A 15,795-nucleotide genomic window follows, 5' to 3' on the forward strand; every position below is an offset into this window, starting at 1 on the left:
CATCTTTCACGCATTCAAACAAAAGTTTGGAAGTAGCGTGAGCTCTCGACACATCGCTTCAGCAAGAAGCGAAGTATATTGCAAAGCAATACTTCACAATATTTTCTTGCTTTTAGCAAGACTCTCGGGACAAACCCGTCAATTCAATAAAATTTATATAAAATAACAACGTACCTATCAGTACGATAAGTATGATAGAGCCGCAATCATTTCTTAACGCTAAAGGCGAACTATTATCAGGGATTCTTAACAATGGAAGGGCACAATCACCCATCCTTATGTTGCTTCATGGATTTGCTTCCAATAAAGACCAAGACCTTCTTTTAGAAGCCGAATCATTTTTTGCTGTTCACAAGTACAATGTTTTTCGCTATGATGTGGCAGGAGCCGGAGAAAGTCAAGGAGACTTCTTAGAGTCATCCATAGCATCTCAAATTACTGATTTACAATCAGCAATAGAACACCTATCAACACAGTACAACAACAATAACATATCAATCATAGGATTTAGTTTAGGAGCTGCAGTTGCAGCCATACACAATAATCCTCGAATTGCCAACTATGTATTCTGGAGCCCTGCGTTATTTCCAGCAATAGATATGTATCCTCGTTATGCTACAACAGAAATTCAATCAGAGCTAATATCCCGCGGATATATAGAAAAAGAAGGCCTTAAAGTAGGTAAACAAATTATCGAAGATTTGGGAAGTACTCACCTAGAACATAAACTCGCAGAACTTAAGAGACCAGTTCTCATGATTCATGGGACTGATGATCCGCGAATCAACTATCAAAACACCATACAAGCGCATTCCCTCATACCTAACTCTGAAGTACACCTTATTTCTGGTGCCAATCATAGCTATAAAAACAACCACCCACACAGACAAGAATTGTTCGAAAAAACGCATAGCTGGTTACAACAACACAAACCCAAAAAGATTGAGTGATTTACATACCCTCCCGTTGTAGCAGCACACATCTCTAAAAATTTAAGCGATCTGGTAAAACCAAATCTTAAGAACCAACAAGAAATAGATATATATGTCTCATCCCAACCAAACAGTAACCCTCACCTAGGAACGCTCACCACAATTTCATCTGCTTTCTCCCTTGCAAAATACTTAATGAACCGATTTAAACTACCTGCTAAAGTCACATTCGAAGCATTAGATAATGCACCTGTAAATAAAAAAGAAGTTAAAAGAGAAACATACTTCCAACCGATATGTTTTGCAACCTCCGAAGGAAAAAATCTTGCTGAGCAAAACATGAATTCATTCATCCATTTTCTAGACGAAATAGCGCAAAGAGCAACAATCCCCTATTCGATTAAGAAATATTCTGCAATACAACAAACCTCTGAATTTCGACAAAAACTATTCACTATTTTAGATACTGATGAAATAGCTCAACAAATAAACCCCTTAGAAGAAGAAATCAAAGTAAGAGCTATTTGCCCCACGTGATATTATGGCAATAAATCGGAAAAAGGCACTAAAAAAATCAGACAAAACGAACACCTAAAAATTGAAAGTAATTGTTTTGAACACGGAAAATATACCTCGCAAATAAATTTAAACGGAAATGATTTTATTGATTTGAATACTCCTGTGCGAAGCATTATCCGTAAAGCACTCTTAATAGATCAATCAAAAAAAGAAAACTCAGTAAAGATCATGATGGACGGAAGCGATTGGGTTGGCATGGCTCAACAACTCACCCCCGCACTAGGCCACCTTGGCTATGCAATTAACGACTTACCTATAAGATTTTTTAGCCCACTAATAGAAGACTGGGCAGGGTCAAAATTTTCAAAATCAACATACGTTAACAATGAAACCTATTTAGAAATTCATCCTGCTTTACGTGATTACGAAATGTTAAAGAAAACACTAGGCAATAAAGGTATCGATCTTATTTGGAATGAAACTAGCGAATGGATAGCGGATTCAAAAAAGTTTTTCAGAAACTACACCACCGATTATTTCGTGCAGAAATGGAAATTATAATCACCTAACTAATTTGAAGTGAATACCAATAACACCATACTTTGACTCATCTTCTTGAGTATAGACTTCAAACATATCAGCAACTTGCTCATCTACAGTTGTTTCTGGTGCATGACCAAAAAAATTCGTTCCAAAAACCTCAAATAACGTTCTAAAATCATGAAATGTTGATAGACCAATAACTTCAGTTTCAATGGAATCTTTCAAATCAGGAAGTTTAAGAAAAGTCACCTTATCTCCGATAGCAATGTTCTTACGCTTATCATCAAAAAGTCGAACTTCAAGTCTCTTTACTCCTCGCTTAATCCTCTCAAAAGGATCACTTGTTAATTTCATCGAATGAACCATAATCAACAACATAATTTCTGAGTTTTAAAAATTGTTCGTTTTCTAAACAATAAAAAGACTGTGGTGGCTGAAATCCCGCATGAATCTGACGAAGCACCTTTAACGGAATAGGCGTATCAAAAACCACCACCCGTTCAACAGGCAATGCGTAACCCGTGCTTCTTGTGCCGAAATAGTTTTTAATAGCATCCACAAAAGGATAATTTGAATCTCGCGCTACATTCAAAATCTTATCGACAGAACCTTTTAATGGCTTCTTAAAATGCACCAGTCCCTTAACTGCTTGGACAGGCGAACTCACATAAATCACACCCACAAAAGATTCTTGCAACGAACTTGCAAAAACTCGTCGAAACTCAAACAATTTCGAACCATCTACCATTCGCTGAAAATATTCATCTTTTAAACTCAACATAAAATATTTCATTTCATGAACAAAAATAAAACTACATTTATATAACTTGACATACAAAAAAACATCTATGAACTTACCTATGGATGAAGCACAAGAAAAAGTAAAAACATTTGTTAATAACCAAAACTGGCAAACAGAAAGCTCAGAAATATTTAATCATCTTGTTGAAGAAATCGGCGAAGTAGCCAGAGAATTAAGAACTAGCAATAAAGAGAACCTCTCTAGCGAACTTGCAGATACACTCTTTCTTCTTTTTAAATTAGCTAATCACGAAGAAATTAACCTTGAGGATGCATTTATCGAAAAATTCAAAATAATTCAACAACGATTCAAATAATAACGCCTAAAAATAGATTTCAGAAAATTATCCCTTTACAGAGCTTCAGCCCATACAGTCTATTTGTCACTTGTAAATAGTAATTAAATCGAAATGTTTATAAATGTGAACGACTCAAATAAGTACATGAGTCTTAAACATATCGTTCGAAACGCCAAATACGCTGTACCCATCACATTAGGACTTCTTAAGGGCATACAAGGATATGGACAAGAACCAAACCAAGTTAGATTAGATGGAATGGTTAGAGATACGAGCGGACACGTCATAGAAAACGCAAACGTAAACATCTGGAAAGCAGCAGATCAAAATATTTTTGAGAGCCTAGAAACAGATTTAGGCGGCACCTACCTAGTCGATATGGCAACACCTGTTACCGAGCGAAACTATGCAGAAAAACCACTTACCGTCATTAATAACGGAAATAGCAATACAATAGGTATCACAGGGACAGTTCCAGAAACACCACAAAGCATACACATTATCAACAGCATAGGACAACTCATCGACAACATTCCATTCGACTATAACGCAAACACGCACGAACTAAGCACGCAATGGCAATCAGATGATGCAGGACTGTATTTTGCACAAATTACAAGCCCAAACAATAAAGAAATTCTTAAAATCATAACTACTAATGATGGACCCTCACCAAGAGTCAACATAGACAATAACAAAGAAAGAGGACATCTCTTAAAAGCAGCAGCGACCAATAATCCTATCACCTATTACATTGAAGTATCAGCAGATGGCAATGAAGCAATAGATTTTGCAACAGTAGTAGATTCAATACAAGTCTACAACGGAGAAACAGCATATCCAGAACATGTTGTCACACCAAATCTTGAAAGCTATAGCGCACCAGTTGTTGGACAAGTAACGCTAGGAGGAAAGGGCGTCGGAGAAGGATTCAACGTAGAACTTACCCCCGAACAAGGAAATCCGCAAACCATAACAACTGATGTAAACGGCAGATTTAACACAACATTTAACATTCCTTATCAAGCATTTCCATATGATCCTAAAACAATTACTCTACGTGCGAGTGCAACGCCAAGCGCGACGAGTTTGCAAACAACTAACGCAAATAAGAGCATTTCAATAACTGATAGCGATACACCATTCACACTCGACATGGCCGTTGATAGCGCACATATCAGCCTTTCAGGTTATCTGGGTTTGGGAGTTAATGGCAGCATAACTGTTGATGGAAAAGAAATATTCTCAGGAAATTTTAGCGAAAGTTATGATTTTGACACTATTAAAACAGTACAAAAAACTATTCCTGTCACGTACAACTTACACAAACATCACCACGAAGACGTCAACGAAACAACAAACGTTAACGTCTGGGACGAGTATACATTCAGTCCAAGTTTCTCATTTATTCCAGCAGAATATACCGCGAGCATTACAACAGATTCAGGAACAAACGTTACCGTAAAAACAGGAGACGAAACCCTGTGGGAATACGTCGCAACACCAGACACGACACTTGGCCCTCTACAACGAACAGAACTAGACAGCATACTCGTTAACATCAACGCAACTCGACGAGGAGCGCACGACTTAGACAGCACACTCTACATGTACGAAAACAAAGACAACAACTGGACACTCAAACCAGAAACCATACAAGCAAGCACGAGTGGACAGGTAAAACGAGAAGATGACATTCCACTAAGTTATGCAGCAATAACATTTACTAATCTTGAAGACATTACCACCTATTACGAAGACACGCTTAACGCTGCAGGAAACTACGACATAAATAATCTTTTTACCGATAGCGACGGAGAACAATACATCGTGCACATCAAATCAACAACAAAAAGTCCTGCATTTAAAACACTAGATACAATCATTAACATACAAGAAGGCGAGAACAATCACAACTTCATTGCACAACAAGAAGATCCAGTATATGGACGAGCATTTGGATTTGTCGAAAGAACAGATTATCTTTATCTACCAAGATCTCAAATAACATTTACCATGCAAAAAAATACGACAAAACAATTTATTGACACAACAGATGCGGGTGGTGTCTATGACTTGTACAATTTACCAACAGATGCAGACGGCGAAGATTACAACGTACACATCGAGCCAACAGCAACAAGCCCACCATTTCTGCCCTACGATACAACGCTCACTATCTTTGCAGGGGAGAACCGCGAAGACATTTTAGGAATACAAAAAATCCCTCACTCAAAAATCAACGGCGTTATTCGAGATATGGATGCACTCATGAGTATTGATGGAACGCTGCAAGATGAAGCAATCGCAAGACTCCCCGGTGTTATTGTAGAATTTATGAACGATCCAAACAACACACCATATGACTTTACTGACGACGTTGAACTCGATAGAGACACAACAGACGCGAACGGTTACTACGAATCAAACATTCGATTCACACCAGGAACAGAAATATATCTTAACATTGGCGGCAAAGCAGGCTATTATGCTCGCGGTGGCACCATTAATGATTGGAGATACACCATTACCGAACCAGATGTTGCAATAGATAGCATGAAAACATTTGACTGGACCTTACCACGAGAAACAGGAACATACGATTTTGGAGCAAACGACACCATCACCCTACCAGCATATCAAATTAACATGATGACAAAAAATCAAAACATAGAACACGCTATGGGCAGAGGAGCACTCTTTAACTACGAAGCATTCCTCGCAGAACTTGATAAAGATATTGATCAACATATTGCCAATTTTCAAGCAGCAATACCAAACGCACACCTCATTCGAACAATGAATAATTACCACCTCACCATCGAAGATGAACAAAACTACAATCATCAAAATAATTATTATCCAGACTCAGTCATTACATTTGTTTCAAAAGGACCTAATATAACATCAAACAATTATACAAAAAGCACAGGAGAATGGCAAATTCTCTACTCGAAAATTACATGGGGGGGAAATGAAACAGGATTTAATAAAGAACATGGTCGAGCAATTGGTCTTGGAGAAGTAAACTACGATAGCTTCATGGATGAAGATGGCGGCCCCATTACCAACCGCGATAAACGCGTTGCGACACTTATTCTAAACCAAGGACAAGCACGGTATCTATACGATTATGACTCGTTTAGTTATAAGAATCTTCGCGAGAATGAGTAGAAGATAAAAAATTATTTTAATTTCTTCTTTTCTTTAAAATGAATATCTTGAGCGTTTTTTGGATTAATTATATTTCTTCCAAGTTCCTTTTCTGCTTCTTTTCTCGCAGTACCTGCAACACCTCCTCCTCTTTTTGCAATTTGTTTATTCTTATCAAAAGTATCCGGTTCTTCTTATTCAGATATTTCAGTTGTAACTCGTTCTCCAAGCATAGTAAAAATAAGTTCTAAATCATCCATATGATCTCTTAAGTTCTCTTTGGTTTCTTTTGGTAAGTTTTTTAATTTTCTATATTCTGTTGGAGTTAATCCAAAAGATACATAAATGTTAAGTTTAGTGTATTAAAAAAGGATTTTGGGGCAATTTTCACGCACATTCGTTACTTGTTCACAGTCTAGCTCTGAGTTATTTTCCTGCATGTTTAACCCCTACGAGCACCCAACTAGTGAGCAAAAAATACATACTTATTTCATTTCTTTTTTAGTGTCTTTTTTAGTATCTTTTTCTTCTTTAAGATTAAAATATTCTGCAAGAGTCTTCATCACTTCCTGAAAAGTCACTTCTTCAACTAGTAAAGGAAACATATCAGAATTCCATTTTTTATGTAGTTTTTTTGCACGATTAAACATTTTCAAAATACTAGGATCATTTCCTGACTGTTCACACTTCTTTTTTACTAAGTCCATGTCAAAGGAAATACCATGTTTAATGAGTTGGTAAATGTCATAATGATCTCTTGGTTTGTTTCGCCCAATTGCAGCTGCAATTTTTTCTGCAACCATTTCCTTCTGATTAAGACAAGGCATTGTGAACGATGGAATATTTGGATAAAAATGTTGTATCTCTACTAGTTCTGGTTGTAAAAAAATTTTTCCTCGCTCATTAAGGTCGATGAATATTTGGTCTGCTCCCAACATAGACGTATACGAAACAACTAACCTTACAAAACCATCAACATCTTTATCCTCTGTGATAGAAGCAAATATAGTGGAATCAGCAATTACCTTTATTATTTCTTCTCGTATATCTTTTAAGGGTCTATCTAAAGTAAAATCAATATCTTCACTAATTCTAGCATGATTAAGAAGAGTTAATTGCAAAGCAGTACCGCTTAAAATAAAGACCTTTGATATCTTTCATTACATAAAGAAGAATGGTTAAATAATAATCTTTGACAATGAGCTCTTTTTTAAATCCAGTGTTAACAACTATTTCAGTCAATTCATTAACTAATAATTCCTTTGGGATAGCCATTTTTTTGATTCCTCCTTACTTAAAATTTTAAACGTATGATTATCTATTTTTTTTGTTACGGCTTTGTTAAGTCGTTTAGACGATGTTCGTCTAAAAATAATGGACGTAGTAAGAAATTTTTTTTTACCTTGTCGTTTTGTTGAATACACCTCTGTTTTCATAGGTACTTGATCTGTAAGTTTCCAATAATTGGCAGCAGCCCAACCACCAATAAAATAATCCTCCCCATTCATCACTTCATCAACAATAATAAAAGACCACTCAGCCCATTTGCCTGATTTTGCCTTTATAGGTACAAGATAATATTTTATTTTGTTAAGTTTCTCAATACGACCTTTTTTAAGGAGTTTATAAAACGTGTGACGTTCCTGATTTTTTGTTTCAAAAAAATGTTTAACATCATCTCTAGTAAAAAAATACTTTCCATCAAACTCCAAATAAGCAATAATCTCAAGTTCTTTAGTTGAAAGACCATTCATTTTATATCACCAAATACAGCGTTATGCTGTATCTGATGTTATATATAAATATATAAACTTTTCTTTTTGTTGCGTACAATAAGATATTTTCTCGTCTTTTTAACTGCTGCGAGCACTTGGCCAGTGAAATGTATCTCTTGAGAAGAATCACCTACAACAGCAAGAAAAATAAAGAGATTAAGCAACTTTTTTATGTTTAGAAGAAGCATATTCACTTAGTAACTGATGTTTTTTATCAGGAGATAAATGATTACATAAACGCACAATCTCAGTATTGTGACGATAATCATTAACCACATCAAACTTCCAACAAACAGCCTCATGCAACATCTTTAAGTCATGACAAAAATGATAAAATTGTTCCCATGAATGCACCTCTTTAATACGTGAAGTACCCAAAGGCAAATGCACATGCGCATTCTCTGGCTGACGATAATAAAAAAGACTTACAGGTTCAGATTGCAACTCAACTAATTTCTTTAGATCATCATCAAGATGAACACGAGGACGAAGTCTTCGAACAAACTCTGTTTTAGGTTCATTGCGAGTATTATGAATAAATTTAATCAAACTACCAAACTTGTGCTTAACAAAGTGGACTGCATACGGATAATCATGATTGTTTCTAGAGGTAATAATAACAAAACGAAAACCTTCAGAATGTAACTTTTTCAAAACTGAAATACAACCATCGGGAACTTTATACTCCATAATATGTTTCTCGTTTAAAGGATCCATTAAACTACGATAATTAATATCTTTTTTTCCTAAATGATGAGCTAACTCTTCAAAACCATCTTTTTTAGTTTGAGATAAAGATAAATTCATATCAAACCATTTTTTGGCGTAATGAATTTTAGCATCCAACCCATGAGCCAACACCCCATCAAAGTCAAGACTAATAATAATGTTTTTCGCGATGAACTTTGGAGAAGCAAATAAAGACATATTACATTCTTAGAAATGGAAGTTTATAAATTTTCCCAGGTGAAAAGCAAATAATAACTAATACACGCTCACAAAGTCAGCAGTTTTACCATCAAAATATAATTGATAATTATTAAGAACTGAACTTAAACAACAAGATTTATCCTGGGTATTCAAAGCTATCGCATCAGTAGTTTCTGCATAAACATAACACAAGAAAATGGTCGAGTTTTAGCAGATAACAAAGAACTTCTTGATTTTTCCACATGTGCTTTGCACATGATGTCGCTTGGCTCAGTTAATTTTATTTGTTTTTCTTTTAAAAGTTTTTTAATTAATGAGTTCATAGTATTTATCGACTCCTTTTAGAATAATATGGTTATTTATAATTTCTTGTATCAACAAATTTTCTTTGTTAAAGATTCCAAGTTTAATATTTATTTTTGAATCTAACAATTCTAATTTTTCTTTTATTCTTTTGTCTTGTGTATTAAGATACATATCGATGTCACTATTTTTTGTTTGTGTTCCTTTTGCATAGGAACCAAAAAGTAACGCTAAGTCAACATCCTCTTCAAATAGTTTTTCAAGTATACTTCTAAATCTTGGTTGTTTTTTGATGAAATCTAATAGTTTTTCTTGTTCAGCCATTTTCAAATAAATTTTTGCTTCAATACTCTTTTTTAAAAAATAAACGTTGTTTTTTCCTTCTTGTTCATAATCAACAACATTATTTTCCTTTAGTTTGTGTAATTTTCGTTGTATAGTCATATGATTTATTTCAAGTTTACTGGCCAACGCACGCAGATGACTTTTGTGCTTTTGTAACTCCATAACTATTTTGTAACTTATTTGTTCCATGTGTAGCAATATTGTTACAATAATTTTTAAATCTTTCTTTTTGTTGCGTACAATAAGATATTCTCGCGTCTTTTTAACTCCTGCGAGCGCATGGCCAGTGAAAATTTCTGTATACAGACCTCATACATTTGGCCAAAACTATAACGTGAACAATACCTATTGATGTATTTTTAACTCATTTGAAGTAATAAGGCTTCGCAGAAAGAACAGTAAACATAAAAGAACTATATCAAAAAAAAGCTTTTTTTCAGAACGGGATAAACGAAGAAAAGACTGCAAGTCATGCATACAAAACTTTTCTTTACACGCCAAAGAATGGAGTCAAGGAAACAAACCGCAAACATTACAACAGTTAAAAGAATTAATAAATTTTAACAGAATCTAACGAATCTTCTTCTTCCCAATATAACTCATACCCATTCAAACTAGTCAAAAGACAACACGCCGTATCATAAGTCCCAACAGGAGCAACAGTATTTCCTACACACTGAGCATTATATCGATTCCACACATCAGTAGGAGAAGCAGTCAGTACATCACAACCATAATTTAAAGCAGTACTATCGCAAACTTCTTGCTGTAACTCGCAACGACTAGAAGCATGCTCATACTCAAAACCATCAGCAGGACACCAATAATCACCTTCAAACACATTATTATTTGGTGCGCATTGAACAAACTCACCATCAGATTTAGCAACAGTTAAATTGCGTCCTTGCGGAGTTATATCGTTAATACAACCAACAGGAGACGTATACGAAACACAAGCGGAGAGGTCATCACAAACAACAGATTTTTTGTAAAAAGAAGTACTACATGCAGGGCAACCAGTAGCAGTACAAGGACTACAATCACTAGGCCAACAACCAAACTCATTACACGCACTAGCAACCTCGCAATCAGTAACACTAGATACATCAACCTGCTCTCTTGTCGTGCAAATTTCACTCGTTAAAGACGTGCAATCACCAGGACCACGATACGTCGTTTCAGTTGAGCAAGAATAATCATCACAAACCTCAACACAAGAAGTAACACCGCCTGTAGCATTCTGCTCGCAAATAACACGACACGTACCACTACCCGTGCACGTTGTGACATCAACAGCAGTACACTCGCTCGTATCAGAAGAACCATCATATTCAGGATAACAACTAACCGTTTCAGTTGTTGTAGTATACGTATCACATACTAAACTATTCGTCACACTTCGATACTCAAGACGACTCTTCGCCTCAGTACAATTCTTTGAGTCCTCACACAAAAAGAAAGGACTATCAGGAGGAACACTGTTTTCAAGCACGCACTTGTTATTAACAACGCAATCAGTTCTTGCTAAAGGATCATTCGTTGCAACAGACTCAATATCAATATAACAACCAGGTTGCATAGATGTAACGCATAAAGGATGAGTTCCGTAATTATCACCACCTACAGCGGTTCCATTACAACAATACCCATTAGGAAGTGAACTCTCCATCGCAGCCAACTCAGCCCAAGAAGCACCAGGATGCTCAACCCACACCGGAGCGCCCTTCATCACATCAGGACAACTCGAATAAGGAACACAAACACCATCTAAATTATATTGATTAGCAGCAGCGCAACAAATAGTAGATTGATCATTGCTTGCATAACAAGCACCAACACTTAAGAACTCACTAGCATCATCACCACAACACTCAGCACGAAGACCATAGCCTGAAACACCATACGCCGTGTAGCCACCAAAAGGAGTTGCTGAACTATCAGGCATCACCCAAGAACCTGCAAAACCGCAACGAGTGGTGCACGAATAACTATCATCATCACAATCAACCCACACGTTATTATCGCTGCAAGCAATAGAACTATCAGAAGCATCATCGCCACCAAAAACAATATTCGAACCCTTAGGCCTACAAGCCCAACCAGTAACAGGATGCTCATACACGCAACTATCCGCATCAACGCAACAAGCAGCCTCTGTAACACCATAATCAATAAACTCATTACCGCCACCACTATTCCAAGGATAATCATACAAATCAACAACATCCCAATGACCAGGAGCGCCGACCTGGCGAGTAATAATGGTCTCTCCTGCACCGCAACACTTCCAAAACTGTGAAGGATCAGTATCATCGCAATCAAAAGGAGGATTATCCCACGCAGAACTATTAGGCGAAAGCTTAGTTAAATCAGTATATAGAAACGTGTAATTAGAAATTCTAGATTGCCCATCAGTGCCATTACAAACAACATTAAAAGGAGATTCAGGACTATTATAGTTGGAATTAGAACTACATATTGACTGTAGAGTACTATCCGCACCAACCCTATCACCATCCGCATCAGGATAACAATCAACAACACCATGCTCAAGTTCAGCAACATAATTACCATCACCATCAGAACAATCTCTATCCCAGCCATCACAAGAAGAAGCAATAAAACCAACAGCGCTATCAACAGACGTATCAGTCATTCCTGAATTAAAAGTGGTAGCATCAATAAGCCACGTACAAAAGGAAAGAAGAGAACAATCCTCCACAGTATTCATTCCCAAACAAGCTTCAATCGATAAAACCACGCAATTGGCTTCAGAACTTAAATAAGCAGTAAAAATATCTTCATTAGGAATACAAGAAGCACCAGTCCACATGCAAGTATCATCCTCTGCTAAACAATCCCCGGCAGTAAACTGTTCAAAACAAACTTCGCCAACATCAAAAATATCTGCGCCATCACCTTCATTAACTCCACAACTATCTAAAACAAGAGCAAGATTTGCATCACAAGACGTATCTAAACAATCACCTGGAGTCGTTGCAGTATAATAACCAGTTGGAGCACAAAGACATTTTGAATCAGCGCCCTCATAATAATACCCATCACCATCAACATCATAATAATAAGGCGTACAACCAGAAGCACCCTCTTCATCAACAAGACCATCACAATCGTTATCAACAAGACCATCACAAACTTCAGTTGATGCTGCGCAACAAGAACCATCAGCCATACAAGTACCAGTACCAGAATAACCACCAGCCAAACTATCAGGATCACAACTTACCGCAGTCCAAGGACCTGCAGGAATCCAATTAGAAATCACTTCAGTACACGTATCAAAATATGCTGTTGACGAAGACCAAGTTGATTCAACGGCAATAGTAGTGTCACATTTATATGTTCCTGTAGACTCACTACCATCAACCACGCAAATACCATAATTATCATAGTAACTCGTGCTTGGATTTGGCGAACAAAGTTTTGCATCAAAACCACAATTATTTTTACACAACCCCCCTAAAGACGAAGAGGCATCTTCAATACAAACTTCTCCTGATTGACAATCGCTGCCCTGATCGCACTCAGTAACACCGTCAACGCCATCACAATCTTCATCAATTCCATTGCCCGGAATTTCAGTGTTACCAGGATACCTGTTAGGGTCAGTATCGTCACAATCACCACTTCGAACAGCAGTATACACTAGTTCGTCTCCAGGATTACACGTATCTCTATACGCGTCAGTTCCATAACCATCCCCATCTTCATCATAATAATAACGAATCGCTCGAATATTATTATCATAGTCACAATAACAATCCGGTAAAGTAGACCTATAGGTACAAGGAATATCATCAATTATATCAGGAAAGTTAGTGTTTGGGTCAGAACCATCATCTCCACCTCTAAAAACACTAACACAACCAACCATGCCGCCACCAGGATAATCCATGCAACGATGATTCATAGAAGCATGAGTACAATAATCTAATGCACCTCCACGACATTGAGCACCATAAACACAATATTGTGAATCATCAAACCCAATGCTAGTTTCAAAAGAAGGAACGGTTTTACAAGAATCAGAATTAACAACTTCAGTCATCCCACTGCAATCAAGTCCTTCATCAACAAGACCATCACCATCATCATCTTGACCATTACATACTTCCGGATGCGTTAAGGCAATTGTTTGACTTTTTGTTCTATAACCAATAAAAGGAGTGTAGCCAGGTGTTGGTTCTCCACGTTTATCACATGCGGTGTTAAAAGGACGATCGCCACCAGGACCAGCTTCCGCTTTAAAATTTACCCAATTAAACGTAGAACTAGCATAATTATTTACCGTAATATCTAGTCTTCCAGGTCCACCGCCAGTACCACTACCTCCAAAACAACCATCGTCATCATCTCCGCTATCGTCAGAATCTCCACCAGCACCACCACGGCCACCTTTTCCACCATTGGCTTGAAAGCTAGCTGTGGAAGCCATGTCTAAAATATCTGTTTCAATAGTGAGTAATCCGCCGGCGCCACCACCACCACCGCCAGAGCCACCATAACCAAAATTATCAACAAGTGCTCCTTCGACCACGTCACCAGTTTGCCCATTAGCACCATCTCTACCATTAACTCTTATAGATGATCCTAAGCCCATGTTTATTGTAGTAGCATCAATTTCGATGTTGGGACCACCATAACCACCCAGTCCTCCTTCAAGCGTATAAGGATCTCCGGCTCCTTGTGTAACTATACTTCCAGAACCGCCACGCTCCATGGGTTGGACTCCGCCAATTCCACCCATACCGCCAGCACCTGAAAAAGATTGATCGCTATTACTACTATCACCTAGAGGACAGTACCCACTCATATAAAAATCATATCCGGGTTCATAACTGCCACCAGCTTTATTTGTATAATAGACATGACCAAATAAGCTATTACTACAACGGAGTATGTCACCATTCCGATTTGGATGTGGAAAAGTAACAGTAAGCGTAGAAAAATCATTTTCTAATATGTAAGCATCCTCGGTAGGAGTCCAAAGTTTATCCATACTAAAATCCAAAGAAGCACCAGTGTTAAATGTTAAGGTTGTAAAATGAAATTTTGTAGGGTTTACGTGAGAAACATCATTAATCATTTCAGCATAGTGAACAGTACAACTTCTTGCCGAAGCGCCGTCAGCATGACAAAAACCACTACTTGTTGTTCCACACCAAATATGACCAGCACTCAAACAATTCGAATACACTGCACAAGGACTTGTTGGACTGCATGGCAACGGATTATAACTTAAATAATCATAATCAGAACATGAATATTCAATAGGAATAGTTGTTAAACTCCCGCCACTACCGCAATTACAAGGCGTCCAACAATTTCTAGATGTAGGAATAGTTCCTCCAGAACCACCACCACAGGTACCATCAGGACAATCAGCATCAGCAGTACAAATGTCACCATCATTAGATCCCCCAATACAGATTAGGAGTTCGCCACCTTTGTTGTGCACTAAATATTCATCAGCATAGTATGTTTTATCACCATTCACGCCAAAATTGTAGATTCGCGTCGTGTTCGCAGCTTCATGTACACCAACGTTTTGCACGAGCACGTCACCATTATGTGTAAGAATAACATCCTCTTCTTCTAAAGGAGCGATGTCAAGGCCGGGATTCCACTGTTTAGCAAATTCGACGTTAAAAGCTTTCCAACCATCAAGAGTCATAAAAGGATGAGCTCCAGTTACAAAAGCTTTACCTCCATTAATTGAATAAAGAGGTTGGTTTCCAAGAATAAAATGATATAAAGAAGTTACTATATTAGATCCGTTTTGACCAAGAACAATATCTCCTTCGACAATGTCTTGAATAGGTTTGGTTGTGCCATCCATCATAGTAATTTGCGTATCTTTTACAAAACATTCTGGTTCTGTTTCTGGTAACATAGCTTTTTCAGCAGAAACAAGTCCTACAAACGAAAATAAAAGCGTAGTTACTATTAATATTGAAAATAAGGGTAGTAATAATCGTTTCACACAAACCACAAAATATTTTTTCTTAAAACAAGTTTATAAATCTTTTCTATTAAACGGGTTTGTCCCGAGAGTCTTGCTAAAAGCAAGAAAATATTGTGAAGTATTGCTTTGCAATATACTTCGCTTCTTGCTGAAGCGATGTGTCGAGAGCTCACGCTACTTCCAAACTTTTGTTTGAATGCGTGAAAGAT

The 15,795-nt window shown here is 37.1% G+C and carries 15 protein-coding genes; 5 read left to right on the top strand and 10 right to left on the bottom strand.

Annotation, left to right across the window (positions count from 1 at the left end):
* Positions 1–191: 191 nt before the first annotated feature.
* The 3 genes from K9M74_04820 to K9M74_04830 all read left to right on the top strand — a co-directional run bounded on the left by K9M74_04820 (position 192) and on the right by K9M74_04830 (position 2,012).
* Positions 192–950 carry a lysophospholipase gene (locus K9M74_04820; protein ID MCF7799197.1) on the top strand — a complete coding sequence of 253 codons (759 nt, stop codon included), beginning with the start codon at positions 192–194 and terminating at the stop codon, positions 948–950.
* Between the two features lie 177 nt (positions 951–1,127).
* Positions 1,128–1,469 carry a hypothetical protein gene (locus K9M74_04825; protein ID MCF7799198.1) on the top strand — a complete coding sequence of 114 codons (342 nt, stop codon included), beginning with the start codon at positions 1,128–1,130 and terminating at the stop codon, positions 1,467–1,469.
* Between the two features lie 132 nt (positions 1,470–1,601).
* Complete coding sequence (locus tag K9M74_04830) at positions 1,602–2,012, top strand: hypothetical protein (GenBank protein ID MCF7799199.1); 411 nt, start codon at positions 1,602–1,604, stop codon at positions 2,010–2,012.
* On the opposite strand, the gene K9M74_04835 is transcribed toward K9M74_04830, so the two are convergent.
* A complete protein-coding gene (locus K9M74_04835) occupies positions 2,013–2,360 on the bottom strand; it encodes a hypothetical protein (protein ID MCF7799200.1) in 348 nt (115 codons plus the stop codon).
* Positions 2,332–2,787 carry a hypothetical protein gene (locus K9M74_04840; GenBank protein MCF7799201.1) on the bottom strand — a complete coding sequence of 152 codons (456 nt, stop codon included), beginning with the start codon at positions 2,785–2,787 and terminating at the stop codon, positions 2,332–2,334. Before K9M74_04840 ends, K9M74_04835 begins: the two co-directional genes overlap by 29 nt.
* Positions 2,788–2,842: 55 nt before the next feature.
* Between K9M74_04840 and K9M74_04845 the strand changes: the two genes are divergently transcribed.
* Entirely contained in the window at positions 2,843–3,112 is a 270-nt protein-coding gene (locus K9M74_04845) for a hypothetical protein (protein MCF7799202.1), read from the top strand.
* A gap of 126 nt (positions 3,113–3,238) precedes the next feature.
* Complete coding sequence (locus tag K9M74_04850) at positions 3,239–6,268, top strand: T9SS type A sorting domain-containing protein (GenBank protein MCF7799203.1); 3,030 nt, start codon at positions 3,239–3,241, stop codon at positions 6,266–6,268.
* A gap of 464 nt (positions 6,269–6,732) precedes the next feature.
* Here the strand turns inward: K9M74_04850 and K9M74_04855 are convergent, their stop codons facing one another.
* The 8 genes from K9M74_04855 to K9M74_04890 all read right to left on the bottom strand — a co-directional run.
* Positions 6,733–7,368, bottom strand: coding sequence for a nucleotidyl transferase AbiEii/AbiGii toxin family protein (locus tag K9M74_04855; protein MCF7799204.1), 636 nt, complete (start codon positions 7,366–7,368; stop codon positions 6,733–6,735).
* The gene (locus tag K9M74_04860) at positions 7,349–7,522 is read right to left on the bottom strand and encodes a hypothetical protein (protein ID MCF7799205.1); all 174 of its coding nucleotides are present in this window, start codon (positions 7,520–7,522) and stop codon (positions 7,349–7,351) included. Before K9M74_04860 ends, K9M74_04855 begins: the two co-directional genes overlap by 20 nt.
* The gene (locus K9M74_04865) at positions 7,498–8,001 is read right to left on the bottom strand and encodes a hypothetical protein (GenBank protein ID MCF7799206.1); all 504 of its coding nucleotides are present in this window, start codon (positions 7,999–8,001) and stop codon (positions 7,498–7,500) included. The genes K9M74_04860 and K9M74_04865 overlap by 25 nt, the downstream gene beginning before the upstream one ends.
* 177 nt (positions 8,002–8,178) lie before the next feature.
* Positions 8,179–8,949, bottom strand: coding sequence for an HAD hydrolase-like protein (locus K9M74_04870; GenBank protein MCF7799207.1), 771 nt, complete (start codon positions 8,947–8,949; stop codon positions 8,179–8,181).
* A 158-nt stretch (positions 8,950–9,107) separates the two neighbouring features.
* Positions 9,108–9,275, bottom strand: coding sequence for a hypothetical protein (locus K9M74_04875; GenBank protein ID MCF7799208.1), 168 nt, complete (start codon positions 9,273–9,275; stop codon positions 9,108–9,110).
* Complete coding sequence (locus tag K9M74_04880) at positions 9,259–9,798, bottom strand: nucleotidyltransferase domain-containing protein (GenBank protein MCF7799209.1); 540 nt, start codon at positions 9,796–9,798, stop codon at positions 9,259–9,261. Before K9M74_04880 ends, K9M74_04875 begins: the two co-directional genes overlap by 17 nt.
* A gap of 352 nt (positions 9,799–10,150) precedes the next feature.
* Positions 10,151–15,613 carry a hypothetical protein gene (locus K9M74_04885; protein ID MCF7799210.1) on the bottom strand — a complete coding sequence of 1,821 codons (5,463 nt, stop codon included), beginning with the start codon at positions 15,611–15,613 and terminating at the stop codon, positions 10,151–10,153.
* Positions 15,601–15,795 (bottom strand): hypothetical protein (locus K9M74_04890; protein MCF7799211.1); only part of this gene is annotated, 195 nt, incomplete at its 5' end. The genes K9M74_04890 and K9M74_04885, both read right to left, overlap by 13 nt.

The sequence above is a fragment of the Candidatus Woesearchaeota archaeon genome (genome assembly GCA_021734105.1).
Lineage (GTDB): Archaea > Nanobdellota > Nanobdellia > Woesearchaeales > SKGA01 > SKGA01.

Excerpts from the sequence above, each read along its gene's own strand:
- K9M74_04820 (MCF7799197.1), top strand. The coding sequence starts at position 192 with ATGATAGAGCCGCAATCATTTCTTAACGCTAAAGGCGAACTATTATCA.
- K9M74_04825 (MCF7799198.1), top strand. The coding sequence starts at position 1,128 with ATGAACCGATTTAAACTACCTGCTAAAGTCACATTCGAAGCATTAGAT.
- K9M74_04835 (MCF7799200.1), bottom strand. The coding sequence starts at position 2,360 with ATGGTTCATTCGATGAAATTAACAAGTGATCCTTTTGAGAGGATTAAG.
- K9M74_04840 (MCF7799201.1), bottom strand. The coding sequence starts at position 2,787 with ATGAAATATTTTATGTTGAGTTTAAAAGATGAATATTTTCAGCGAATG.
- K9M74_04845 (MCF7799202.1), top strand. The coding sequence starts at position 2,843 with ATGAACTTACCTATGGATGAAGCACAAGAAAAAGTAAAAACATTTGTT.
- K9M74_04850 (MCF7799203.1), top strand. The coding sequence starts at position 3,239 with ATGAGTCTTAAACATATCGTTCGAAACGCCAAATACGCTGTACCCATC.
- K9M74_04860 (MCF7799205.1), bottom strand. The coding sequence starts at position 7,522 with ATGGCTATCCCAAAGGAATTATTAGTTAATGAATTGACTGAAATAGTT.
- K9M74_04865 (MCF7799206.1), bottom strand. The coding sequence starts at position 8,001 with ATGAATGGTCTTTCAACTAAAGAACTTGAGATTATTGCTTATTTGGAG.
- K9M74_04870 (MCF7799207.1), bottom strand. The coding sequence starts at position 8,949 with ATGTCTTTATTTGCTTCTCCAAAGTTCATCGCGAAAAACATTATTATT.
- K9M74_04875 (MCF7799208.1), bottom strand. The coding sequence starts at position 9,275 with ATGAACTCATTAATTAAAAAACTTTTAAAAGAAAAACAAATAAAATTA.